This window comes from Mycobacterium sp. E735 (assembly GCF_001666955.1).
Classification (GTDB): Bacteria; Actinomycetota; Actinomycetes; order Mycobacteriales; family Mycobacteriaceae; genus Mycobacterium.
In genome coordinates this window covers 1-22,326 of record NZ_LZIX01000282.1, presented here as the reverse complement: position 1 = coordinate 22,326, position 22,326 = coordinate 1, and the positions used below count along the sequence as shown (strand labels likewise).

At 68.5% G+C, this 22,326-nt stretch carries 21 protein-coding genes; 11 read left to right on the top strand and 10 right to left on the bottom strand.

Translation table 11 applies throughout. From position 1 onward, the window contains the following. A partial coding sequence (locus A5704_RS23345; RefSeq protein WP_156675674.1) for an oxygenase MpaB family protein occupies nt 1-396 on the bottom strand: 396 nt, incomplete at its 3' end. A gap of 130 nt (nt 397-526) precedes the next feature. Between A5704_RS23345 and A5704_RS23340 the strand changes: the two genes are divergently transcribed. From A5704_RS23340 to A5704_RS23330, 3 genes are all read left to right on the top strand, one after another. Then, nucleotides 527-1,120, top strand: coding sequence for a TetR/AcrR family transcriptional regulator (locus tag A5704_RS23340; RefSeq protein ID WP_067780804.1), 594 nt, complete (start codon nt 527-529; stop codon nt 1,118-1,120). Nucleotides 1,121-1,160: 40 nt separating this feature from the next. Then, entirely contained in the window at nt 1,161-2,534 is a 1,374-nt protein-coding gene (locus A5704_RS23335) for an adenylate/guanylate cyclase domain-containing protein (protein ID WP_067760155.1), read from the top strand. Between the two features lie 119 nt (nt 2,535-2,653). Beyond that, nucleotides 2,654-3,400, top strand: a complete 747-nt coding sequence (locus A5704_RS23330; RefSeq protein WP_067760159.1) for a methyltransferase domain-containing protein — start codon at nt 2,654-2,656, stop codon at nt 3,398-3,400. Nucleotides 3,401-3,429: 29 nt separating this feature from the next. Here A5704_RS23330 and A5704_RS23325 read toward each other — a convergent pair whose 3' ends face one another. Both A5704_RS23325 and A5704_RS23320 read right to left on the bottom strand, forming a co-directional pair. Further along, nucleotides 3,430-3,891, bottom strand: coding sequence for an SRPBCC family protein (locus A5704_RS23325; protein ID WP_067760166.1), 462 nt, complete (start codon nt 3,889-3,891; stop codon nt 3,430-3,432). A gap of 241 nt (nt 3,892-4,132) precedes the next feature. Next, nucleotides 4,133-4,828, bottom strand: coding sequence for an SDR family oxidoreductase (locus A5704_RS23320; RefSeq protein WP_067760168.1), 696 nt, complete (start codon nt 4,826-4,828; stop codon nt 4,133-4,135). A 147-nt stretch (nt 4,829-4,975) separates the two neighbouring features. Here A5704_RS23320 and A5704_RS23315 point away from each other — a divergent pair, with 147 nt between their 5' ends. Further along, a complete protein-coding gene (locus A5704_RS23315; RefSeq protein WP_067760191.1) occupies nt 4,976-5,515 on the top strand; it encodes a CGNR zinc finger domain-containing protein in 540 nt (179 codons plus the stop codon). Here A5704_RS23315 and A5704_RS23310 read toward each other — a convergent pair. The 6 genes from A5704_RS23310 to A5704_RS23285 all read right to left on the bottom strand — a co-directional run bounded on the left by A5704_RS23310 (nt 5,495) and on the right by A5704_RS23285 (nt 11,407). Then, on the bottom strand, nt 5,495-6,106 hold the full coding sequence (locus tag A5704_RS23310) for a class I SAM-dependent methyltransferase (protein WP_369828492.1): 612 nt from the start codon (nt 6,104-6,106) through the stop codon (nt 5,495-5,497). The two genes, A5704_RS23315 and A5704_RS23310, sit on opposite strands and share 21 nt — an antisense overlap. A gap of 300 nt (nt 6,107-6,406) precedes the next feature. Next, entirely contained in the window at nt 6,407-7,258 is an 852-nt protein-coding gene (locus tag A5704_RS23305) for an SDR family oxidoreductase (protein ID WP_067891301.1), read from the bottom strand. Between the two features lie 36 nt (nt 7,259-7,294). Beyond that, nucleotides 7,295-8,059: a DUF2127 domain-containing protein gene (locus A5704_RS23300; RefSeq protein ID WP_067891298.1), complete on the bottom strand. Its 765-nt coding sequence runs from the start codon at nt 8,057-8,059 to the stop codon at nt 7,295-7,297. Between the two features lie 45 nt (nt 8,060-8,104). Then, complete coding sequence (locus A5704_RS23295; RefSeq protein ID WP_067891296.1) at nt 8,105-9,511, bottom strand: MmgE/PrpD family protein; 1,407 nt, start codon at nt 9,509-9,511, stop codon at nt 8,105-8,107. A 93-nt stretch (nt 9,512-9,604) separates the two neighbouring features. After that, on the bottom strand, nt 9,605-10,534 hold the full coding sequence (locus A5704_RS29650) for a LysR family transcriptional regulator (RefSeq protein ID WP_067891293.1): 930 nt from the start codon (nt 10,532-10,534) through the stop codon (nt 9,605-9,607). 9 nt (nt 10,535-10,543) lie between these two features. Next, nucleotides 10,544-11,407: an IclR family transcriptional regulator gene (locus A5704_RS23285; RefSeq protein WP_067754154.1), complete on the bottom strand. Its 864-nt coding sequence runs from the start codon at nt 11,405-11,407 to the stop codon at nt 10,544-10,546. Nucleotides 11,408-11,671: 264 nt separating this feature from the next. On the opposite strand from A5704_RS23285, the gene A5704_RS23280 reads away from it, so the two are divergent. From A5704_RS23280 to A5704_RS23250, 7 genes are all read left to right on the top strand, one after another. Continuing rightward, nucleotides 11,672-12,085, top strand: coding sequence for a nuclear transport factor 2 family protein (locus tag A5704_RS23280; RefSeq protein ID WP_067754190.1), 414 nt, complete (start codon nt 11,672-11,674; stop codon nt 12,083-12,085). After that, complete coding sequence (locus A5704_RS23275) at nt 12,086-12,904, top strand: SDR family NAD(P)-dependent oxidoreductase (protein WP_067754160.1); 819 nt, start codon at nt 12,086-12,088, stop codon at nt 12,902-12,904. A 260-nt stretch (nt 12,905-13,164) separates the two neighbouring features. Next, on the top strand, nt 13,165-14,457 hold the full coding sequence (locus A5704_RS23270) for a sodium:proton exchanger (RefSeq protein WP_067754162.1): 1,293 nt from the start codon (nt 13,165-13,167) through the stop codon (nt 14,455-14,457). Nucleotides 14,458-14,574: 117 nt separating this feature from the next. Continuing rightward, nucleotides 14,575-17,730 (top strand): adenylate/guanylate cyclase domain-containing protein, encoded by a 3,156-nt coding sequence (locus A5704_RS23265; RefSeq protein WP_067778737.1) that lies wholly within the window; start codon nt 14,575-14,577, stop codon nt 17,728-17,730. A 42-nt stretch (nt 17,731-17,772) separates the two neighbouring features. Further along, complete coding sequence (locus A5704_RS23260; RefSeq protein ID WP_082954948.1) at nt 17,773-18,606, top strand: SDR family oxidoreductase; 834 nt, start codon at nt 17,773-17,775, stop codon at nt 18,604-18,606. A gap of 56 nt (nt 18,607-18,662) precedes the next feature. Further along, nucleotides 18,663-20,060: a DUF2252 domain-containing protein gene (locus tag A5704_RS23255; protein WP_067754164.1), complete on the top strand. Its 1,398-nt coding sequence runs from the start codon at nt 18,663-18,665 to the stop codon at nt 20,058-20,060. 95 nt (nt 20,061-20,155) lie between these two features. Further along, the gene (locus A5704_RS23250) at nt 20,156-21,313 is read left to right on the top strand and encodes a Zn-dependent alcohol dehydrogenase (protein ID WP_067891290.1); all 1,158 of its coding nucleotides are present in this window, start codon (nt 20,156-20,158) and stop codon (nt 21,311-21,313) included. Here A5704_RS23250 and A5704_RS27955 read toward each other — a convergent pair. After that, nucleotides 21,197-22,326, bottom strand: a 1,130-nt coding sequence (locus A5704_RS27955) for an NAD(P)/FAD-dependent oxidoreductase (RefSeq protein ID WP_231969231.1), incomplete at its 5' end; no start/stop codon positions are given. The genes A5704_RS23250 and A5704_RS27955 overlap by 117 nt on opposite strands.

Below are 22,326 nucleotides of genomic sequence, written 5' to 3'. Positions count from 1 at the left end.
CCCGTCGCTGATGGTGCCCTTGATCGTCTTGTGGAAGTCGCGCACCTTGCGGCCCCACTCGCGCGGCTCGTCGGAGTAGACGGTCTTCATCAGCGGCGGCGCGGTCCGCTTCGCCCGACCTAACGTGTCGCTGAAGACCACCGAGTGGTCGAGCACGCCCTGGGCGAGCTGTTCGATGCAGTTCTCCACGCCCGCCGTGCGCTGGAACCCGAAGAACTGGGTGCGGTTGTCCCCGTAGAACTTCCAGGTCAACGACTCCGGTCCGAGCCGCGCGCCGGCGGCCCCGGCAGGCCCGTCTACCGGCATGGGCAACGCCTCCCGCACCCCGGTGTCGAAGCGGGTTCCCGCCGTGAAAGGGGTGGGGGCGGCCGCCAACCCGTCGTTGTGGGTGGTCATGCTCCCCTCCCCGCGGCCTCAGCCGCCATGCCCTTGCGAATCAATGACACAAAACCGTATCTTTGTTTCAACAGCCTAGCAACCGGTCGCGCCGATCGCATACCGGGCGGTCATTCGAGGAGTTGAGGCGATGCGGACAGCCACGCAGCCCGACGCGGACGCGGCGCTGAGCGACGTCGACCGCACCATCCTGGACACCGCGCGCGCCGTCTTCGAGACCTACGGCGTGCGCCGGGCCAACATCGAAGACGTCGCGGCCCGCGCGGGCGTCAGCCGCAGCACCGTGTACCGGCGCTTTCCCACCAAGGACGACCTGTTCGGACACGTGGTGCGGCGCGAGGCCGAATCCTTCTTCAGCACGCTGGACCGCGCGACCACCGGCTGCGATCCGCAGCAGGCCGTGGTCGAGGCGTTCGCGCTGGGCGTGCGCCTGGTCCACGACTCGAAGCTGTACTCGCGGATCGCCGAGAGCGAACCCGAGCTGTTGGGCATGTTCTCCCGATCGCGGGCCTTCCCCATCGGGCAGTTCGCCGACGGCATCGCCCACACCCTGCGCCGCTGCGGGACCGACATTCCCGACCGCGACCTGTCCAACATCGCCGACATCCTGCTTCGCGTCGCGCTCGGCATCATCGTGTTTCCCACCGACCGCCTCGACACGTCAGACCCCGCGGCCGTCCGCGAGTACGCCGCCCGTTACCTCGTGCCGATCATCCGCCGCTGAGCGGTTCCGGCGTGTCGGTGACCTGCACTAGCCTGGATGCGTGGCTGGGAGTTCTGCGGCTCCGCGAACCCGGTACGCCAGTTGCGGCGAGATCGACATCGCCTATCAGGTCTTCGGCGATGGTCCGATCGACCTGCTCGTGCTGCCGGGCCCGCTGATCCCGATCGACTGCGTCGACCTCGAGCCGTCGATGTACCGGTTCCATCGCCGGCTCGCGTCGTTCTGCCGGGTGATCCGGTTCGACCAGCGCGGCATCGGCCTGTCGTCGCGGGTGCCCGCGGACATGCTCGGCCCGGAATCGTGGGCGCAGGACGCGATCGCGGTCATGAACGCGGTGGGATGCGAGCGGGTGACGATCTTCGCCCCGGGTTTCACGTCGCTGGCCGGGATCGTTCTGGCGGCCGACCATCCCGAGCGGGTGAACAGCCTGGTGATTGCGAACGGCGCGGCGCGCACGCTGCGTGGGCCCGATTACCCCATCGGCAGCGACCTCGACGACGCCGACCGCTTCACGACGGTCGGGATGGAGCCGGACGCCGTCGAGCAAGGGTTCGACATGCTCGGCATCATCGCGCCCTCCGTGGCGGGCGACGCCGCGTTCAGGTCGTGGTGGGACATGGCCGGCAACCGGGCGGCGTCGCCCAGCATGGCCCGCGCGTTCATCAACAAGGTCAGGGAGGGCGACGTCCGCGACCGGCTTCCCCGTATCGCCGTCCCGACCCTGATCCTGCACCGCGACAACCAGGCCTTCAGCCCCGTCGAGCACGCCCACTACCTGACCGAACACATCCCCGGCGCACGCCTGGTCGAGTGCCCGGGCGGGGACACCCTGTACTGGGTCGGCGACACCGCCCCCGTCCTCGACGAGATCGAGGAATTCATCACCGGCGTGCGCGGCGCCTCCGACGCCGAGCGCCTGCTCACGACGATCGTGTTCACCGACATCGTCGGCTCCACCGAGCGTGCCGCGCTGCTCGGCGACCACCGCTGGCGCGACCTGCTCGACAACCACGACACCCTCGTTCGGCACGAACTGCTGCGATTCTCCGGGCGAGAAGTCAACACGGCCGGGGACGGCTTCGTCGCGACGTTCAGCAGCCCGAGCGCCGCGATCGCGTGCGCCGACGCCATCGTCGACGCGGTCCGCGTGCTGGGCATTGAGGTGCGGGTGGGCATCCACGCCGGTGAAGTCGAGGTGCGCGGCAACGACGTCGCCGGCATGGCCGTACACATCGGCGCCCGGGTGGCCGCCCTCGCCGGCCCCAGCGAGGTGCTGGTGTCCTCCACGCTCCGCGACATCGTCACCGGATCGCGGCACCGCTTCGGCGACCGCGGCGAGACAGCACTCAAGGGCGTGCCGGGCCAGTGGCGGTTGTACTCGCTGGTGCGCGAGCACGCCGCCGTCAGGCGGTGACCGAGTGCGGCTCGGCGTACGCTGCGTAGTGGCGGGGTAGGGGCCGCCAGGGGGCCTTCTTCCGGCGGCCCGATCCCCGATTCCGGCGTACGGCTTGGTATTTGGTCGAAGGAGTGCGCATGACCGACGTGCACGTCTCGTTGCCCCCCGCGCTGCGTCGAGCGCTGGAGCTGCTGGCCGATCCGCCGGCGAATCCCGATGTGAGCAAGGGTTATCTGGATCTGCTCGGTAGCGGATCCGACGAGGGCAACGGCGTCGCCAAGAACACCGGCCCGATCCAGGCGGCGTGGGCATCACCGATCGGATCGATGCTCTACGACAACGCCCAAGCCCTGTCGCGGCGGTTGATCAGCGCGTGGCAGACACCGCTCGAGTGGTTGAACATCCCGCCCGGCGGCACAGCGCTCGATGTCGGCTCGGGCCCGGGTAACGTGACCGCGTCGCTGGCACGCGCGGCCGGCCCGGGCGGGCTCGCGCTGGGGGTCGACATCTCCGAGCCCATGCTGGCGCGCGCCGTCCGCAACGAGGCCGGACCGCAGGTCGGCTTCATCCGGGCTGACGCACAACGACTTCCGCTGCGCGACGACACGGTCGACGCGGTCATCTCGACGGCCGTGTTGCAGCTGATTCCCCATCCGGAGACCGCGCTGGGCGAGATGGCGCGGGTGCTACGACCGGGCGGCAGGCTGGCCGTCATGGTGCCCACCGTCGGTCCGGCCGCCCGGCTGTTCCAGAAGCTGCCGAACGTGGGGGCGCATGTCTTCGACGAGGACGAGATCGGCGACATCCTGGAAGGCCAGGGATTCGTGAGCGTGCGCGTGAAGAACTACGGCACGGTCCAGTGGGTGCGGGGTAAGAACGGCTGAGTCAGTCGCGTTTCACAGCGGCCGTGGCCTCACGAGTCGGGGTTCTGTGCGACCGTGGCGAGCCGGTCCATCGATTCGCGCAACATCTCCGGCGTCGTCGCGCGAGCGCGTTCCAGGCGGCTGGCGTCGGTCAGCCCCGTCCAATCGTAGGTGTGGGTCACCGTGGTGAGTTCGGCGTTCACCGGGCTGAGCTCCCAGCGCCACAGGTGACCGGGCGGCTGTTTTCTGGGTTCGGCTGGGCACCAGGCGATTTTGCTGCCTTCGACGAATTCCACGACGTGGTTCTCCCGCACGGCGCCATTGGTCAGCTTCGTGGTGAACACGTCCCCGACGGCGCGGACTCGTTGGCCCGGGGCGGACGAGGCGAGGTTGTTGTTGCCGTCCCAGCTCGGCTGGCGCGCGGGGTCAGCGATCAGCTCGAAGATCCGCGCGGCGTTGGCCGCGATGACGCGCGTGGCGCTCACGATGCCTTCGATTTCCATGTCCGACATACCGCTATCCAAACACGTCCACCGGAGCGCCGCCGCGGTGTGAATGTGACCTTCGGCCGAAGCGTTGAGGACCTTCGACCGTCGAGCTACCGGCCGGCGGGGTGCGACCGTGGTGGATGCCGGGGCAACCCGGTGGTCTGCCCGAAGTGCAGCAAGCCCATTTTTGGGCGAGGCCATCCGCAAGGGCCTGATTGACCCACCGTCTTAAGACGGGGAACTGCCTTCGGGCAGACCCTCATGCCTACGGCATCCGGGGCAGCGCCTCGACCGGCCCGGACAGCGCCGCCTTCACGTAGCGGGTGTCGTCGTCGGCCAGCACCTCGGGCTCGCCCCCTTCGATACCGTCGACGATTGCGTGCGCCACCTGACGCGGGTCGTTCTTTGGTGCGTCGAAGCCGGACGCCATCTCGGTGTCGGTGAAGCTGAGGTGCGCGGCGACCACCAGGGTGCCCTGCTTTTCGAGTTCGATCCGCAGCGTATTCGTCGTCGACCACAGCGCCGCCTTGGAGTCGCCGTACCCGCCGGAGCCGGGCATCCAGGACAGGATCGAGGCGATGTCGACCAGCGCGCCGCCACCGTTGGCGGCCAGGATCGGCGCGAAGGCCTTGGCGACGCGCAGCGCACCGAAGTAGTTGGTCTCGAACACCGCGCGCACTTCCTCGATGTCGCTGTCGAGCAGCTTCGCCGCGCCGAGGACACCCGCGTTGTTGATTACGATCTCGGCGTCCGAAGCCGAAGCTGCCAGAGCCGCAACGGAGTCCGCATCGGTCACGTCCAACTCGGCGCTGACCACGCGCGGGTCCGCGCTGGGTTTGGGCGCCCGCGCCGTCGCGTAGACCTTGGCCGCGCCCCGCTCCAACAACTCGTCCACGATGGCCTTGCCCAGCCCGCGCTGTCCGCCGGTAACTACGACCGTCGACCCTTTGATGTTGACCATGATCCAGACTCCTGACGTAGGTAAATCCAATTTGTTTCTGTCACCGTAGTTGCCGGTGTCGACATAGTCAAGTATCTTTTAGTTATGTCTATTTCATGGGCTGCGTCACAGCGGTACGGCATCACCCCGGCGCCCGGCGGCCTGGCATTGGTCCAGGACTTCCTCAACACCAGGGGGATCGCGGGCTATGGCCCGGACCTGCTGGCTGACACCGCGGTCGCCCGCGACTGGGTCGCGGGCGCGGTGCGTAACTGGTCGACCACCCGCGGCGAGGTGCTACCGCCGCCCAAGCTCGACGACGCAGATTTGACCAAGCTGCGCTCGTTGCGGGACACCATCGATGCACTGGTGAGCGGCGAGACGACGGGCGGACGAGGCGCCATTCCCGCGGCCCTGGTGGTCTCCGACGCCGGGGCGGTCCGACTGGAGCCCAGCGGCGCCGGGTGGCGCTGGCTGGCGTCGGCGCTGTGGGCCGAGATTCTGCTGAGCCAGCACGCCGATACCTGGCGGCGCGTCAAGCGGTGCCACAACCACCACTGCGGGTCGACGTTCTACGACCGCTCCAAAAACAACAGTGGGGTCTGGCACGACGTCAAGACGTGCGGTAACGCCGCCAATCTGCGCGCTTCGCGGGCCCGTCGACGGGAACGCGAGCGCGCGATGGGCCTAGCGGTTCCGCCACAGTAGGCGGTAGCGGTAGTAGAGGCCCCGCCGGATCGTTGCTTCCGGTAGCACGTCGGCGGACACCCGGCGAATCTCCTGCAGACTTTCCCGCGGATCGGCCACGGCCACGCCGATGTTGCGAGTTTCCCCGTGCAGCAGCGACCCTGCGCGCGCGGCGGGGGTGCACAGGGCGGCCCATGCCCAGTCGGCGACCGTTTTGTTGGCCGACAGGCCCACGACGGCGAGTTCCCCTGCGGGCGTGAGCATTTCGCGTGCCCTCTGCAGGGTCTCGCGCAGGGGCAGATGATGCAGGCTGGCCACGAACGTGATGAGGTCGAACGAGCGCGGCTCCGCCGCGAAGGCTTCGAAGCGGGCGAGGAGCACCGAGGCATTGTCGGTGGATTGCAACCGATCTATCGCCCGTTCGACCGCGGTTGGGTCGGCATCGATGCCGACGACGCTGCGCGACACCGTGGCCAGCCGCCGGGCGAGCAACCCGTCGCCGCACCCCACGTCCAAGACGTCGCCGCGATGGCGCGCGGCGATGTCGACCAGCCAGCCGTGATACGCGGCGTTGTGGTTCCAGTAGTCGTGCGGGCGGTGGGCCCTCAGCAGCGCTCCGCGCCCCGTGGCATGAGCCTCACGGCGCGTGCGCGGCTTGGCCGGGTTCTCAGCACCACCCGCAACGCGTAACCGGCACGCGCCTTGATCGGCGTCACGACATCGAGATTGGTAGGGCTCTGACTGATCCAGGAGGGCAGTGTCGCCACGGTTTCGATCCTTCGTCTGTTCGGCCTGTTGCGCCGATTCATTGAATTGCACCGGGGCCGCTTTACGGGCGCGCCGCGCCGGGGTAAACGCCACGAAAAGCCATTTTGTGGCCCTACGCACAGCCGCCCGTGCGCCGGCGCGCTGTCACACATTGGCCGGGCGTCTGAACTTCCGCAGGTAGGCCGGCAGCCCCCGCGCGGGTGGCGCCTTGGGCCAATCATCGGCCCGGAAGTAGGCGTCGGTCCCGCCATCGACGAAGACGACACTGCCGCAGAGGAATTCGGCGGATTCGGACAGCATGAAACACATCCACTCGGCCATGTGCCGCGCCTCGCCGAAGCCACCGATTGGCACGGGGAAGGACCGGACGGCCTTGGCCTGCCGGGGCGTCGCGAGCTGTTCCTGCAGCAACGGCGTCATGATGGCTCCGGGCGCCAGCGCATTCAGCCGCACGCCCGCGCCCGCCCACTCGGGCAGCACCGCGTTTCGCCGCACCCAACGACTCAGGGCGATCTTGGAGGCCGCGTACATCATCGTCGGCGCGGCCGGGCCGAACGGTCGCACCGCTCGCAGGGCCTTGTCGGCGTCATGCGCGAGGAACGCCTTCACCGCGCGGCGCGGGACGAGGGGCACCGTCGTCGCCGAGTTACTGGCCACCACAACCACTTTCGCCCTCTCGGCCGCGACCAGCGCCGGTCGCCACGCGACCAGCGGCTCGACGACGCCGAAGAAGTTGACCTCGCCGATCTGGCGTAGCCGCTCTCGACCGGGGCTGGGCCCGAGCCCGGCGGCCAGCACCGCGCCGTCGAGTCTGCCGCCCGAGGCCGCCAGCACGCCGTCGGCGGCCTGCCGACGCCCCTGTGGCGTCGACAAGTCGGCGACGACGTCGGCGTCTTTGATGTCGACGCCGATCACGGTGTGCCCGTCGGCCTTGAGCCGCTGCGCGGTCTCGTGGCCCATCCCGGATGCCGATCCGGTGACCGCATAAGTGCCCATCGCCTTAGTTCTTACCAGCCGCGGTGGCCTGGGGCCTCAGGTTTTGGCGGCGGCCTTCTCGACATCGAGCAGCTGCTCGCCCCGTCGCTCCTCGTCGTACGCTTCACGTCCGCCCCGCAAACCGAACAGGCGTTTCGAGAACAGCAGGTAGATCACGGCGGCCACATTGATGGTGAAGGTGACCACGCGGGTCATCGTGATGCCCTTGGCCAGGTCGTGAATCTCCAAGGGCAGGAACACCGACGTGGCTATCACCGCGAAGTACTCACCCCAGCGCTTCAGCAGCCACAGACCTACACCTTCCACCACCTCCAGCAGCGCGTAGGCGGTCAGCATCAGGGTCAGCAAGGCCAGGGTGGAGGGTTTGGCGGCCAGCGCCTTCTCGAGTTCGTGCACGATGGTCATCTGGTCGACCTTGAACCCGGCGGCGCGGAAGATCGGCAGGTCGCGTTCGAGGGTGGCCTGGATGGCTCCCCGGGCTCCGCGAAACTTCCACACCGCATAGGCGGCGAGCGCGATCACCACCGCGCGGAACAGGCGTTCCACCGCGAGCGCCCGGATGATGATCGCCTGGCGTAAAGCCTTGCCGCGCATGATCATCGGCGCATCTTCGGCGCGTCCCCGCCCGTGTGGCGCGCCGACGGTGAACTCACCGCAACGCAGGCAGCGCCACACCTCGCCAAGTCCGGTGGTGCCGCTCAGCCGGGCGGCGAGATCCTGTTCGTCGGGCGCATAGGTGGCGTGTCCCGCGATTGCGCAGGTAACCAACTCCCACCGATTGATGCCCTGATCTTTGCGCATGGCCGATCATCGCACTGCCGGCGGCGGGTAACGCAAGAGGGCGCGTCAGAACCGGGGATTGGCCCGCGGCCGTTGCGCGCGGGGGCTTACCGCCGCCAGGAGACCGGTGAGGTCGGTGACCGAGATCTCGTCGAGGTGATCGACCGCCGCGACGATGTCGGCGCGCAACGCTTCCCCGCAGAAGGGTTCGGCCAGCCAGGCGAACTTGTCGATGACGCGTTCCCACGACATGGGCCGGGTGGGCGAGCCCTCGTAATCGGCTTGCTCACGGTGGAATTCGCGCCCGTCCCGGGTCGACAGGTGAACCCGGGCCGCGGTGCGTTTCGGATAGTCGGCGGTCAGGTCGGCAGCCGGTTCGACGTCGACGCGCGCCAACAGCTCCTGCACGTCGGCGCGGCGCACCCGCTCGGTTTCCAGCTGTTCGGGGCCCACCCCGCCGTCGAGGAGTGCAACCGCGCTCAAGTACTTGAGGTTGTAGTCGGCCTGCTCCTTGGTGCGGGGCTCGTCCTTGGCGCCGTAGGCTCCCCCGCCGGCGAAGTCATAAGCGCCCTGGAAGACCTCGAGGGTTACCCGCGCGATGTCCTCGCCCCGCAGGGAGTGCTCGTCGCGCAACGCCAAGATCGCGTCGATGACGACCTGGCCGTGAATCAGTGAGCAGTACTGCTTCAAGTAGGTCCGTTCGACGCAGGCGAGCCCGCGGTCGGCGGCCGCGAGATCGATCGGCTGATCGAAGAGTTGGACGAGGCCGTGCGGGCCCTCGAACAACGACCGCGGGCCGGTGACGCCGCGGGCGGCCAGCATGGTCGCGTAGACGGCGCGCATGCCGGTGATGGCCGGTGAGATGCCCTTCCAGTTCGAGACCGGTTCGGCGTGCACGGTGGCCAGCGACACGTTGTCGGTCGCCGCGGCCGCGATCGCGTTGGCGGTCTCGTCGACGCCCAACCCAAGCAACTTGGCCGCGCCGGCAGCCACCGACATCGACAGCTGCAACGCGTGATTGAGTCCCCGCGCCATCACGGGCACCTGGGCGCTGAATCGGCATTGCACCTCGTAGGCGACCGCCAGGGCCAGCAGGAAGTCGGCTCCGCTGGCGCCGGTGTGCTCGGCGACGGCCAAGATCGCGCCGAAGTTGTCGGCGGGATGGCACAGCCCCCCGACCGTCAGATAGGTGTCGAGGAGGTCGGGATACCGCACCAGCACCGCGTTGAAGAACGCGGCCTGGTCCACCGACGCCCGTCCCCCGCCCACCAGTGTCGCGGTCGGGGCGCCACTGAACTGGTCGGTGTGCTCGCGAACGGTCGCAATCAGCTCCCCGTCCAGGGAACCGACCGCGCAGGCGATGCTGTCGAGCACGTTGCGTTTGAGCAACGCCCGTGGCCGTCCCGTCAGGTCCGCCTGCTCCGCGCCGACGACGAATCCGGCCAGTTGCTCGACAACGTAGTTCTCTGCCATGACTTTTCGCCTTCCGGGCCGACCACTCCACTGAAGCGCGGCGCCGGCCCGCTCGTCCAGGACCGTTCTCTTACCAGTGTTCGGGGCGAGTTCTCACCGCAGGTGGGGATCGCCGGTGGGGGCCCACCAGCGGCCGGCGGGCGGGGCCGGCCAGTCGCGGGTGCGCGCGATCGTGAGCAGCGCGTCCACGGCGTCACGCACGCTGGCGCGGTCGTCGTCGCGCCGGTGCAGCAGCGACCATGTCCACAGCGGTATCGGCTCGGCGACGGGGCGCTGCCCCAGACTCGGTGGCAGCGCCGCGGTATGGCGTTTGGGTGATGCGAGCACGGCCGCGCCCACCTTGCGCACGTGTGCGTAAAACGCATCCCCGGTGATGCCGCCGTCGTCGATGTGCACGACGCGGGCGCCCACGGCCGCCGCGAACTCGGTGGCGTATCGGTTCCACGACGACCACGCCGACTCGTCGGCGTCGACAAGCACGCTGAGCCGTTGCGCGGCAACGGGATCCGCCGAGGAAGTGCCGGGCAGGACCGCGCGCAGCGCCTCGGTTCGCACCAGGTGTGCCACCAGGCCGAGCTGACTGACCTGGTCGGCAGTGACCCACGCCAGCGCGACGTCGAGGGTGCCCTCGGCAACGCGTTCGGCTTGCGCATGCGACGGCAACACCCATTCGTCGAGGCGCAAGTCCGCCGCAGAACCCACCAGGGTGGTGAGGTCCTCGGGCAGCCAGCTGACGTACCCGAGGCGTACCGGCGTGCTGCGCGCGGCCGCCCGCTGGAGCCGGCGCTTGGCATCGTCGGCCAGCGCCAGGATGCGGCGCGCGTCCGGAAGAAAAGTGCGCCCGGCCTCGGTCAATCGAACGCTGCGGCGGTCACGCACGAGCAAGTCCGCGCCCAGTTCGCGCTCGAGGGCGATGATCTGTTGCGAGAGCGCCGGCCCGGAGATGTGGACGCGTTGCGCGGCCCGGCCGAAGTGCAACTCCTCGGCGACCGCCACGAAATAGCGCAGCTGCCGCAATTCCATACGCGGAGCCTAGACGGCGCGCTCGACCGCGTCGGGTCGCGACGGGCCCGCGCTGATGGCGGTCGTTTCGTCGGTCAGGTGTTTACCGATGAGCCGGATCTGCCGCGCCGACAGCGGGCACAGCGGATGCACGGCCACCATCAGGGCCACCTGCCGTTCGTCGAACACCGGCGCGGCGATGGTCACCACGGGTTGCTTGCGCCGGCCCGGGTTGTCGTCGGAGAGGAAGCCGATCGTGATGAACTCGACGCGCAACTGATCCATGATGTGGCGCACCGGCTTCGGCATCTCGGCGCTGTCCAGCGTGCCGACGACCTGCGCGGCCTGGGCCAGCGCGGGCGTCGTCCAGTCGACGTCGAAGCCGCGCTCACGCGTGCGCTCGAGCACCTGCTCGAGGCGCCGGATGCGATCGGGGTTCTCGCCCGCGCCGCGGCGGATCCACGCTCGTTGCTCGTCCTCGTCGTCCCAGGCGGCGAGCGCGACCCCGAAGGGCGGTGCGTACGGGATGCGATCGCCGGGTATCCCGGACGGCTGGGTGGCGGGCTCGCCCTCAAACGCGGTGACCACCAACGAATCACCGAACCGCTCCACCACCGAGCAGGCGTAGCCGAACTCGCGGGACAACCGCAGCGCCGCGGAGCGGGCCGCATGCGCGAGCGGCCGGGCGGTGTCTGTCCGCGCCGCCACGACGGCCAGCGCGGGACCCAGGGTGAACGTCTTGGCGACCGGATCGCGGCTGGCCCACCCCCGGTCGCACAACGTCTTCAGGATCGCGTGCGCGGTCGCCTGGGTGAGGTCGAGCTCGCGCACGATGTCGGAGAACCGCAGCCGCGCATTCCCGGACCGGGCCAGCAGTTCGACTACATCGAGCACCCGGGCCGTCGGCGCAGACGTCGCTCCGCGGATGGCTTGACTCCTTTACCGCACGATTTAGAGTTGAGCGAACATTCGAGATTACATGTCGATTATTAGAGAAAGCTAACGCTTCTGCGCGCTGCGGTGTTGAGAGACGGCCGGTTGCAGGTCCGCGAGACGCCGGACCCCCAGCCGGGGGCGGGCGAGCTGTTGCTGCGCACCCTGAGCACCGCGATCTGCGCGTCCGCCGCGCATCGTCGTCCATCCGAACGGAGACGTGCCATGACCGAACGCGAAGACCGCCAGGACATCTCCGAGCTGCTGGTGCGGTACGCCACCGGGATAGACCGGCGCGACTGGCCGCTGTTTCGCACCGTGTTCACCGCGGACTGCGAGCTCGACTACGGGGAGATCGGGTCGTGGACCGGTGTCGACGCCGTCACGGAGTTCATGGATATGACCCACGCGCCGGCCGGGCATACCCTGCACCGCCTGACCAACCACGCCATCACGGTCAACGGCGACAACGCATCGGCCCGCACCTATGTCGATGCGGTGATCATGTTCGGCGACAACCAATCCGGCGTGAACGCATGGGGTTTCTACGACGACGAGATCGTGCGGACCGGGGATGGTTGGCGTATTGCGCGGCGTCGGTTCACTTCGGTGCGCATCACCACATTCGGGAGCCCTTAGATGACGTTCGCAACCAAGTACGGGCCCTGGGCGCTGGTGGCCGGCGCCTCGGACGGGGTGGGCGCGGCCTTCGCGCGCGGGCTCGCCGAGCGGGGCGTCAACGTCGTGCTGATCGCCCGCCGGCACGCCGTCCTGGACGAAGTCGCGGCCGCGATCCGCGGCGACACGTCGGTGTCCACCCGCACCCTCGCCATCGATCTCGCCGAACCGGGCGCGGCGGCGGCGATCGCGGCGGCGACCGGCGACCTGGAGGTGGGCTTCCTGGTGTACTGCGCGGGCGCCGACCCGAACTTCGAGCCGTTCCTGGCCAATCCGGTCGGAGTGGCCGAGGCGATGGTGCAGCGCAACTGCATGGTGCCGATGCAGTTGTGCCACCACTTCGCCGGTCCCATGGTCGAGCGGGGCCGCGGCGGCATCGTGTTGTTCGGGTCCGGCGCCGGCCTGGCCGGTGGGGCCAACATGGTCGCCTACGGCGCGACGAAGGCGTTCGACATGGTGTTCGCCGAAGCGCTCTGGGCCGAGTTGCACGACAAGGGCGTCGACGTCCTGGGCCTCATCCTGGGCAAGACCGATACCCCCGCGTTGCGGCAACTCGAGCACAGCCGCGGACAGATCGGGTCGCTCGACGAGGTGCCGCCGGGCGCTGCCGCCGTGACCGACGTGATCGCCGAGGCGTTCGGGAACCTCGACAACGGGCCGACACTGATGGTCGGCGACATGATGCGCGCCGCCGAACAAATGCTGGCGTCGCTAACCCGCAACCAGGCCGTCGAACTGTTCGCCCAGGCCGCGGCGGCGGCCATGGGGCCGGACACTTAGTCGCAACCTCCCCCGCTCGCGGGCCGTCGTACTGCATGGGGATGGATTGCGCTTCGCAAGGTTTGCCAAACTTCGAGATCAGGCCTGCCTAACTTTTCGCAGGCGCGCGCCTGGCCAGCAAAGATGCGTCGGCGTGCGTCCACGCTCCGCCGATCAACGACGTTGCTGGTGACGCGCTTCGCGGGTAGTTTAGGGAGGCGTTAGGCATGGCTAATCCAGGCGGAGCAGCCGCTCCATTCGCCACCCCTCCCGATCGAAGGATGACGATGCTCGCCACCGACAGGCCCGCGGGCGCCACCGCGACGGCAGAACGGTCGCGACGTCGCACCCTGACGCGCTCGGGATTGATCACCGCGGCGTTCGTGGCCCCCGCGGTGGTCATCCGCATCGTTGGGTTGCACCCCGACCCAGTCGCCGCCCTGCTGATCTACGGCGCCGCGGTCGTGTCGGCCAGTTTCTTGCTGGCCTGGGCCGCGGAGACCGCGCAGATCGATGTCTCCGGCGGGCTGGCGACGGCGATCCTGGCGTTGATCGCGGTGCTGCCCGAATACGCCGTCGACCTCTACTACGCCTACGTCTCCGGCCACAACGCCGAGTACACGCAGTACGCCGCGGCCAACATGACGGGCTCGAACCGGTTGCTGATGGGTTTGGGTTGGCCGGTTGTGGTGCTGGTCAGCATCGTCGTGGCCCGCAAGGCCGGCGCGAAGAACGCCACCGGTCTGGCTCTGCAGCCGACCAATCGCGTCGAACTCGGGTTCCTGCTGATCGCCGGCATCATCGCCTTCGCGATCCCGGCGAGCGGCCAGATCCATTTCGGCCTCGGGCTCGCGCTGCTGGCCTGGTTCGGCTTCTACCTGTACAAAATCGGCCACGGTGACGTGGAGGAACCCGACCTGATCGGGACCGCCGCCGCCCTGGGGGAGCTGCCCGATCGAGGCCGGCGCATCGTCGTCGTCGGCCTCTTCCTGCTGTCCGGCGCGGTGATCCTGCTGTGCGCCAAGCCGTTCGCCGACAACTTGGTCGCCGCGGGCACCGAGCTGGGCATCGATCGTTTCCTGCTGGTCCAGTGGCTCGCCCCGCTGGCCTCCGAAGCGCCGGAGTTCATCGTCGCCACCATCTTCGCCGCCCGGGGCAAGGGCACGGCGGCCATCGCCACCCTGATCTCCTCGAAGGTCAACCAGTGGACGTTGCTGATCGGATCGCTGCCGATTGCCCACCTCCTCGGCGGCGGCGGCTTCGCACTGCAGCTCGACCCGCGCCAGGTGGAGGAAGTGCTGCTGACGGCGACCCAGACCATGATGGGCGTGGCGCTGTTGTTGGCGCTGCGGTTCAACCGCGCCGCGGCGTGCACGCTGCTCGGCTTGTTCGTCGTGCAGTTCCCGATCGCCTCGACGCATGGCCGGCTGCTGCTCTGCGCCGTGTACACCGTGGTGGCCGTCGTCGCGCTGATCCGCTACCGCCGTCACCTGGCCGCCACCCTGCGGGCGCCGTTCTTCGGGACGGCAATCCGGCACACCGGTCACCCGCACCATCCGGAGCCAGACGCCTAGTCGCGGCCCTAGCGCCGGCAGTCCAGCAAAGTGCCAATACCCACGCTTCACCGGGGCAGGCCGCCTATTCTCTACAACTGGGGTGGTACGACCTGGATGGGTGGTGCTCACGTGACGATGTCCACCGTGGCGTGCCCATCATGCAGCGCTCAACTGCGCGCCACCGCCAAGTTCTGCGACGAGTGCGGATCGCAAGTCACGGTCAGTCCGGCGGCCGCGGAGTACAAGCAGGTGACCGTACTGTTCGCCGACGTCGTGCACTCGATGGATATCGCCGCCGCGGTGGGCGCGGAACGGCTGCGCGAGATCATGGGCGAACTCGTCGAGCGCGCAGCGGCGGTCGTTCAGAGATTCGGCGGCAGGGTGGACAAGTTCACCGGCGACGGGATCATGGCAGTGTTCGGCGCCCCAATCGCATTGGAGGACCACGCTTTTCGCGCCTGCCTTGCGGCGCTCGGGATCCAGGACGAGACCAGACGCGTGGCGGGCGAAGTCGCGCGCAGGGACAAGATCGAGCTGCAGCTACGGGTTGGCCTGAATTCGGGTCAGGTGATCGCCGGCGAGATCGGATCCGGCGCTCTGGGGTACACGGCCATCGGCGAGCAGGTGGGAATGGCCCAGCGGATGGAGTCGGTCGCGCCCCCGGGCGGGGTGATGCTCAGCGAGTCCACCGCGCGGCTGGTCGACGACGCCGCGACCCTTGCGGATCCAGAGATGGTGTACATCAAGGGAGCCAAGGACCCGGTCCCCGCTCGCCGCTTGATCGCTGCCACGAGCCAGCACAGCCAGCGCAAAGACCCTCATTTGGTCGGGCGCACATGGGAACTCAACACCATCGCCGGCATCCTCGATGAGGCGGTCGGCGGGGCAGGATGCGTCATCGATGTCGTCGGACCGCCAGGCATCGGCAAGAGCCGTACCGTCCGCGAATCGGCGGCATTGGCGAAGAGCCGCGGGATGGACGTCATCACCGTGTACTGCGAGTCCCACACCAGCGATATTCCGTTCCACGCGGTGACGGGGTTGTTGCGCGCCGCCCTCGGGGTCGACGGGCTGGGCGACGCGGCCGCACGGGCGCAGCTGGAAGCCAGGTTCCCGAACGCCGACAGTGAGGATCTCTGGCTGGTCGACGACCTGCTCGGCATTGCGGATCCCACGGTGGAAGCGCCCAACATCGAGGGTGACGCCCGGCGGCGGCGTCTCACCGCGCTCGTGACCGCCGCATGGGTGAATCGCCGTGGCTCGGCCCTCTATGTGATCGAGGATGCCCATTGGATCGACCAGGTCAGCGAGTCGATGCTCGCCGACTTTCTGACAGTGATCCGGCAAACCCGCTCGATGATGCTGATCACCTACCGGCCCGAGTATCAAGGCGCGCTGGCGGCGATTCCGGGCGCACAGACGATCGCGTTGCGTCCGCTGAACAACACCCAGACCGTGGCGCTGATCGGCGAATTGCTCGGCACCGATGCCTCGGTGCGCGGGCTCGCGGAAGTCATCTCCGAACGGGCGGGCGGCAATCCCTTTTTCGCCGAGGAGATCGTGCGCGACCTCGCGGAGCGGGGTTCGATTCGCGGCGAGCGCGGTTCCTACCTGCTCCACGGAGAGATTGCCGACATCACCGCCCCGCCGACATTGCACGCCGTCATCGCCGCCCGCATCGACCGCCTCAGCTTCCCGGCCAAACGCACCCTCTGCGCGGCCGCGGTGATCGGAACGCGGTTCAGCCCGGACCTGGTCAGCGCGCTGGGCGTCGAACCGGTCCTCGACGAACTGGTCAAGGGCGAGCTGATCGACCAGGTCGCGTTCACCCCGAAGGTCGAATACACGTTTCGGCATCCGCTGATCCGGTACGTGGCCTACGAATCGCAACTGAAGTCGGACCGCGACGAGCTGCACCGCCGGCTCGCCGCCCTGATCGAACAGCGCGAGCCGGAATCAGCCGACGAAAATGCCGCACTGATCGCAGAACACCTCAAAGCGGCGGGTGATCTGCATGCGGCCTTCGACTGGTACATGCGGGCGGGAACGTGGTTGAGACACCGCAACATGGCCGCCGCGCGGGCGAGCTGGCGGCATGCGCGCGACGTCGCGGACCGCCTACCCGCCGCCGACACCGAGCGCGCCGCGATGCGGATCGCGCCGCGGACGCTGCTCTGCGCCAGTTCCTGGCTGACCGGCGGCACCATGGCAGACACCGGATTTGACGAACTGCGCGACCTGGCGACCGCCGCCGGCGACAAGGTGTCGCTGGCGATGGCGATGGCCGGATGGCTGCCGGCGCTGATCGTGCACGCCCGGTTCGGCGAAGCCGCACAGTTGGCCTCGGAGCTCGAGAGCCTGCTCGACTCGATCGGCGACCCGACCTTGATTCTCGGGCTGCTCTACGCGGCGATGCCCACCAATCTTCAGCGTTGCGAGATGACCGAAGCCCTACGCATCGCGCAGCGGGCGATCGAGCTGGCCGACGGTGACGCGACCAAGGGCAATCTGATCATCGGCTCCCCGCTGGCCGGCGCGACAGTGCTCCGGGGCTGCGCCCGGTGCTTCCTCGGCGATCCGGACTGGCGGGTTGATCTCGATACGGGCGTGACGATGGCCCGCGCATTCGAACCGGCGTTGCGCGCGATCATGCTGCTGTTCAAGTACAACCTGATCCCCTACGGGGTCTGGTTGCCCGACGCGGCCTCCCTGCAGGAGACGGCCGAGATGCTGGACATCGCGGAGCGGTCCGGTGACGATCTCACGCTGGCCTGCGCGCGGTACGTGCACGGCGTCGCCCTGTTGAGCTACGACGGAGGCTCACGCGAAGAGGCCTTCGCCCTGCTTGCCGCCGCGCGTGAGGCCGCCTTGCAAGAGCGCTTCACGCTGGGCGCGGACACGCTGGTGAACCTCTTCATCGCCAATGAGAAGTTGCGCATCGGCGACCTTGACGCTGCGATCGACCTCTTGCGCCCCGCCATCGAAGAGCAATACGACAGATCCGACTTCCTCAGTCTCGGCGCCACCACCGCCGCGCTGGCAGAAGCGCTGCTGCGCAGGGGTGGCGCCAGGGACCTCCCTGAAGCGCAAGAGGCCATCGACCGGCTGGCGGCGATGCCGACCGAACCCGGATTCGTGCTGCATGACCTGTGGCTGCTGCGGATGCGCGCGCTCGAGGCGCGGGCCCGCGGCGACGGCGCAACTTATCGGGACTACCGAGACCGCTATCGCGCCATGGCCAATTCGCTTGGCTTCGAAGGGCATATCGCGTGGGCCCGGGCAATGCCCTAACCCAGGTGCGCCCTCAATCACGCTGCGTATACGGTCCTCGGTATGACTCGAGTTTCGGTGATCACCGGCGGCGCGGGCGGCATGGGTCTGGCCACGGCCAGGATCGTCGGCCGCGACCACACCCTGGTCCTGTGCGACGTCAGGCAGGACCGGCTGAAGGCGGCGGCCGCGGCCCTGGAAGAGCTCGGCATGGTGCCCACGGCCGTCGACTGTGACGTCACCGACCGGGCGGCGGTCGTCGATCTGCTCCATACGGCCAAGGGTCTTGGCACGCTCGCGTCGGTCATCCACACCGCGGGTGTGAGCCCCAGCATGGGTCCCGCGGACTACGTCATGCGGACCAACGCGCTCGGCACGCTCTACGTCAACGAGGCTTTCTACGAAGCGGCCGGTGAGGGCGCCGTGATCGTCAACGTGGCGTCGATGGCGGCCCACGTCCTGCCCGCGGAAATGGTCCCGGTGGACCAGTTTCCGCTGGCGCTGCGCGATGCCGACGCCTTCCTGGAGGCGCTGATGACGACCTGCGACATCGTTCCCGAGGAAGCGCGATCCGGGATCGCCTACGCGGTCAGCAAGAGCTTCGTGAAGTGGTACAGCCAGTCGCAGGCGGAGAGATTCAACGGGCGCAGGCTGCGCATCGTCTCGGTTTCACCTGGGTCGATCGACACCGAGATGGGCAGGCTCGAGGAGCAGGCGGGCGCCGGCGCAATGGTGAGCAACGCCGCGGTCCCGCGGTGGGGTAAGCCCGAGGAGATGGCCGAGCTGCTTGCGTTCTGCGCCAGTGACAAAGCGGGCTACCTCACCGGCACCGACATCCTCAACGACGGCGGCGTGATCGCCTCGATGACCGAGCGAGCCCGAGTCGCCGCCGGCTGAGGGCTTCGGGGTCAAAAGCCGACCCCGGCCCCGGCGTCGCTACCTATGCTGAGCGGATGCCGCAACGGGTGCTGCGTGAACGTCTGATCGATCTGGAAGAGCCGAGCAGGGATACGGCGCGCGGTCGGGCGCTGCGCAAGGAGGTGCCGCGGCGCGCGCTCGCACAACTGACTCCATCCGACCGGTCGGCCACCGAAATTCTGGTGGCTCAAAACGCCGGGCGCCTACCGGATCTCGTCCCGCTGCGGTTCGCCCGGATGCTCGCCGATCCGTTCTCGTTCTACCGCGGGTCGGCCGCGGTCATGGCCGCCGACCTCGCCGCCTGCCCGTCGAGTGGAATCGAAGTGATGTGTTGCGGTGACGCCCACGTGTCCAACTTCGGGATGTATGCCGCCCCGCACCGCTCAATAGTGTTCGACCTGAACGATTTCGACGAGGCGGCCGTCGCTCCGGCCGAGTGGGACGTCAAACGGCTGATCACCAGCGCGATCGTCGGTGGGCGCCATGCGGGTTACGGGGCCAAGGCAATCCGCCGCTGCGTCGAGCAGGCGCTGGTCGGCTATCGAACCAGCCTGCAGGCAATGCTCGCCATGGACGTGCTGGACCGCTACTACCTGCGGGTGGAACCGGAGCGCTACACCGAAACGGTGTCCAAGGGGTTGCTTGACGTGATCCAGAAGACGACGTCCCGGGCGCGCACCCGGACTTCGGCGCGAGTCTTCAAACAGCTCACCGAGATCGGCCCCGACGGCACACCGCGGCTGCGTGAGGCGCCACCGGTTTTGCAGCATGTCGATGAGGATGTCGAAGCGGTGCTGATGGAGTCGATACAGGAATATCTGGCAACCGTTCCCGCCGACGTCGCGCTACTGCTGTCGCACTTCCGGGTCACCGATATGGCGCTGCGGGTTGTCGGGGTCGGCAGCGTCGGCACCCGGTGCTACCTGCTGATCCTGGTGGGCCCCAGCGGCACCCCGCTGATTTTGCAGATCAAGGAGGCGACCCGATCGGTGCTCGACGAATTCGGCGGTTGGCCACAGCCGGCTACGCTGGCGGCGGCCGTCGGCGCAACGGGCCAAGGGATGCGCGTCGTCGACGGCCAGCGGATATTGCAGGCGATGTCGGACGTGTTCCTCGGGGCGACGCGCAAAGACGACCGCGACTACTACGTTCGCCAGTTCCATGACATGAAGGGCAGCGTCGACACCGAGGGAATGTCGGCCGATACCTTCGTCGATTACGTGACGGCCTGCGCGGTGCTGCTCGCCAGGGCGCACTCCCAAAGCGCGAACGCGTCGATGTTGCACGGATACTTCGGCACCGGTGACGGCGTGCAGAACGCGGTGGCCGAGTGGTCTTACAGCTACGCCGAGAAGTCGCTGGACGATTTCCACCAGTTGAGAGCGGCGGCCGCGGCCGGCGACATCGAGGTCGCCGCGAACCCTGCCCGATAAGTCGGACCGTTGGCCGGCGGGCCACCTTCGCAAAATCAATCAATTGATAGTATTTGTGCCGCGGTGAGGGCCAGATAGAAAGGCGGCACCAATCGATGCGAAGCCGCGCGGCAATCCTCTACGACTACGGCCGTCCGTGGTCGGTCGAGGAGTTCACGCTGGATCCGCCGAAAGCCGGCGAGGTCCTGGTGCAACTGGCCGCCGCCGGGCTCTGTCACTCCGACGAACACATCCGGCAGGGCAGGCTGGCCCCGCCGCCAGAGACGCTGCGCGCCAAGGGATTACCCGCCATGTCGCCGACGATCGGGGGGCATGAGGGTTCCGGTGTGGTGGTCGAGGTCGGCGCGGGCGTAGCGGGGTTCGCACCGGGCGACCACGTGGTGACGTCCTTCGTCGCGGTGTGTGGCCGGTGCAGGTGGTGCGCGTCGGGGATGGAGTACCTGTGCGACACGGGGTCGGGGACCCTGGCGCCAGGCATGCCGACGGACGGCACCTTTCGCCATCACACGGTCGACGGGCGGAACCTAGGCCACGTATCCAAGATCGGCGCGTTCGCCGAACACACTGTGGTCGCGGCGGATTCGCTGGTAAAGATCGCTCCCGACTTTCCGCTGGTGCCCGCAGCGCTGCTGGCGTGCGCGGTTCCCACCGGTTACGGCTCGGCCGCCCGGCGTGCCGGGGTGCGGGGCGGTGACACGGTGGTGGTGATCGGGACCGGCGGAATCGGCACCGCGGCCGTTCAGGGCGCCCGCATCAGCGGGGCGGCCCGGATCGTCGCGGTCGATTCGAGCGACTACAAGCGCACCTCCGCAGCGAGATTCGGCGCCACCCATACCGCCGCGACGGCTACGGACGCGCTCGAGCTGGTGCGCGACCTGACCCGCGGCGTGATGGCCGACGCGGTCGTGGTGTCCCCCGCCATGATCGGCGATTCCGACGTCGCGGCGGCGCTGGCGCTCACCCGCAAGGGCGGCACCTGCGTGCTGACGGGGCTGCCCGCGCCGGCAACCAACTCGATCGCGCTCGCCCTGCAAGACTTCATCCTGATGAACAAGACGTTGTGCGGCACGGTGTTCGGGTCGTGCAATCCCAGGAGCGACATCGCGCTGCTGGCGACGCTTTACGAGTCGGGTCAGCTACTCCTCGACGAGATGATCACCAAGCGCTACCGGCTCGACGACATCAATGCCGCCTACGCCGACCTGAGCGCCGGCCACCTGATCCGGGGCGTGATCGACTTCGGTCTGCGCTAGCCCCGCCGGCCGCTTGTCGGTGCGGTGCGACCAGTCGCGCCTGCGCAGCCTCCACGTTCGCCGGGCGTACTCCAGTTCCGTGTATGGCCACTGGGTGACTATCCGGCCGGTGGGTGAGCGGAAGTAGCTGTCGCACTGGGTCCAGATGGTGCGCTCCAGGTCCGCGGAAAGCCGTTCGTTGTAGCGCTTTTCGGCTTCTGGGCGGACGTCGACATAGCCGCCCCTGCGCGCCACCCGGCCGACCGCGCTGGCGATCAGCCGCGCGCCCGCCTCGAGGATGTAGACGATCGAGTTTCCACCCTGGTTGGTGTTGGGGCCATAGAGCATGAAGAAGTTCGGAAAGCCGCTGACCGCGACGCCAAGGTAAGCGGTCGGGTCGTCGCCCCAACGCTCGTGCAGCCGGCGGCCCCCGGGCCCGATCACGTCGATGCCGGAGAGGTAGCGGGACGTTTCAAACCCAGTGGCCAACACGATCGCGTCGACGTCGACCCGCCGCCCCGCCTTGGTCAGCACGGCCGACTCGTCGACCCGCTCGATGGGGTCGGTGACCAACTCGACGTTGTCGCGCTGCAACGCCCGGTAGAACTCGTCGCCCAGCAGCACGCGTTTGCAGCGAAACGGGTAGTCCGGCGTCAACGCCCGGCGCAGTCGCTCGTCGGCAACGGTGCGTTCCAGGAACGACGTCGCGACCTGCGTGCGCGCCGTGACCACGGGGTCGTCGGCGAAGGTCGCGGTGTTGTCGTGCTGAAATTTCCAGATCTGCCAGCGGGTCCGGCGTACGGCCAGGGGGTTGCGGCGAAAGCGCGCCAATTCGCCTGCGCTGTAGGGGCGGTCATCCTTGGGCACCATCCACGGCGGTGTGCGTTGGAAGACGCTCACCCGGTCGGCGACCTTGGCCAGTTCGGGGACCGCCTGCACCCCGCTCGCGCCGGTGCCGATGACCGCCCCTACAGCGCAGGCGAATTGGCGCGCTTTCGCCGCAACCCCCTGGCCGTACGCCGGACCCGCTGGCA

Coding starts and splice junctions, on each gene's coding strand:
- A5704_RS23270 (WP_067754162.1), top strand. CDS start 13,165: ATGACGATGCTCGCCACCGACAGGCCCGCGGGCGCCACCGCGACGGCA.
- A5704_RS29650 (WP_067891293.1), bottom strand. CDS start 10,534: ATGGAATTGCGGCAGCTGCGCTATTTCGTGGCGGTCGCCGAGGAGTTG.
- A5704_RS23305 (WP_067891301.1), bottom strand. CDS start 7,258: ATGGGCACTTATGCGGTCACCGGATCGGCATCCGGGATGGGCCACGAG.
- A5704_RS23250 (WP_067891290.1), top strand. CDS start 20,156: ATGCGAAGCCGCGCGGCAATCCTCTACGACTACGGCCGTCCGTGGTCG.
- A5704_RS23265 (WP_067778737.1), top strand. CDS start 14,575: ATGTCCACCGTGGCGTGCCCATCATGCAGCGCTCAACTGCGCGCCACC.
- A5704_RS23275 (WP_067754160.1), top strand. CDS start 12,086: ATGACGTTCGCAACCAAGTACGGGCCCTGGGCGCTGGTGGCCGGCGCC.
- A5704_RS23255 (WP_067754164.1), top strand. CDS start 18,663: ATGCCGCAACGGGTGCTGCGTGAACGTCTGATCGATCTGGAAGAGCCG.
- A5704_RS23320 (WP_067760168.1), bottom strand. CDS start 4,828: ATGGTCAACATCAAAGGGTCGACGGTCGTAGTTACCGGCGGACAGCGC.
- A5704_RS23330 (WP_067760159.1), top strand. CDS start 2,654: ATGACCGACGTGCACGTCTCGTTGCCCCCCGCGCTGCGTCGAGCGCTG.
- A5704_RS23300 (WP_067891298.1), bottom strand. CDS start 8,059: ATGCGCAAAGATCAGGGCATCAATCGGTGGGAGTTGGTTACCTGCGCA.
- A5704_RS23325 (WP_067760166.1), bottom strand. CDS start 3,891: ATGTCGGACATGGAAATCGAAGGCATCGTGAGCGCCACGCGCGTCATC.
- A5704_RS23295 (WP_067891296.1), bottom strand. CDS start 9,511: ATGGCAGAGAACTACGTTGTCGAGCAACTGGCCGGATTCGTCGTCGGC.
- A5704_RS23340 (WP_067780804.1), top strand. CDS start 527: ATGCGGACAGCCACGCAGCCCGACGCGGACGCGGCGCTGAGCGACGTC.
- A5704_RS23280 (WP_067754190.1), top strand. CDS start 11,672: ATGACCGAACGCGAAGACCGCCAGGACATCTCCGAGCTGCTGGTGCGG.
- A5704_RS23260 (WP_082954948.1), top strand. CDS start 17,773: ATGACTCGAGTTTCGGTGATCACCGGCGGCGCGGGCGGCATGGGTCTG.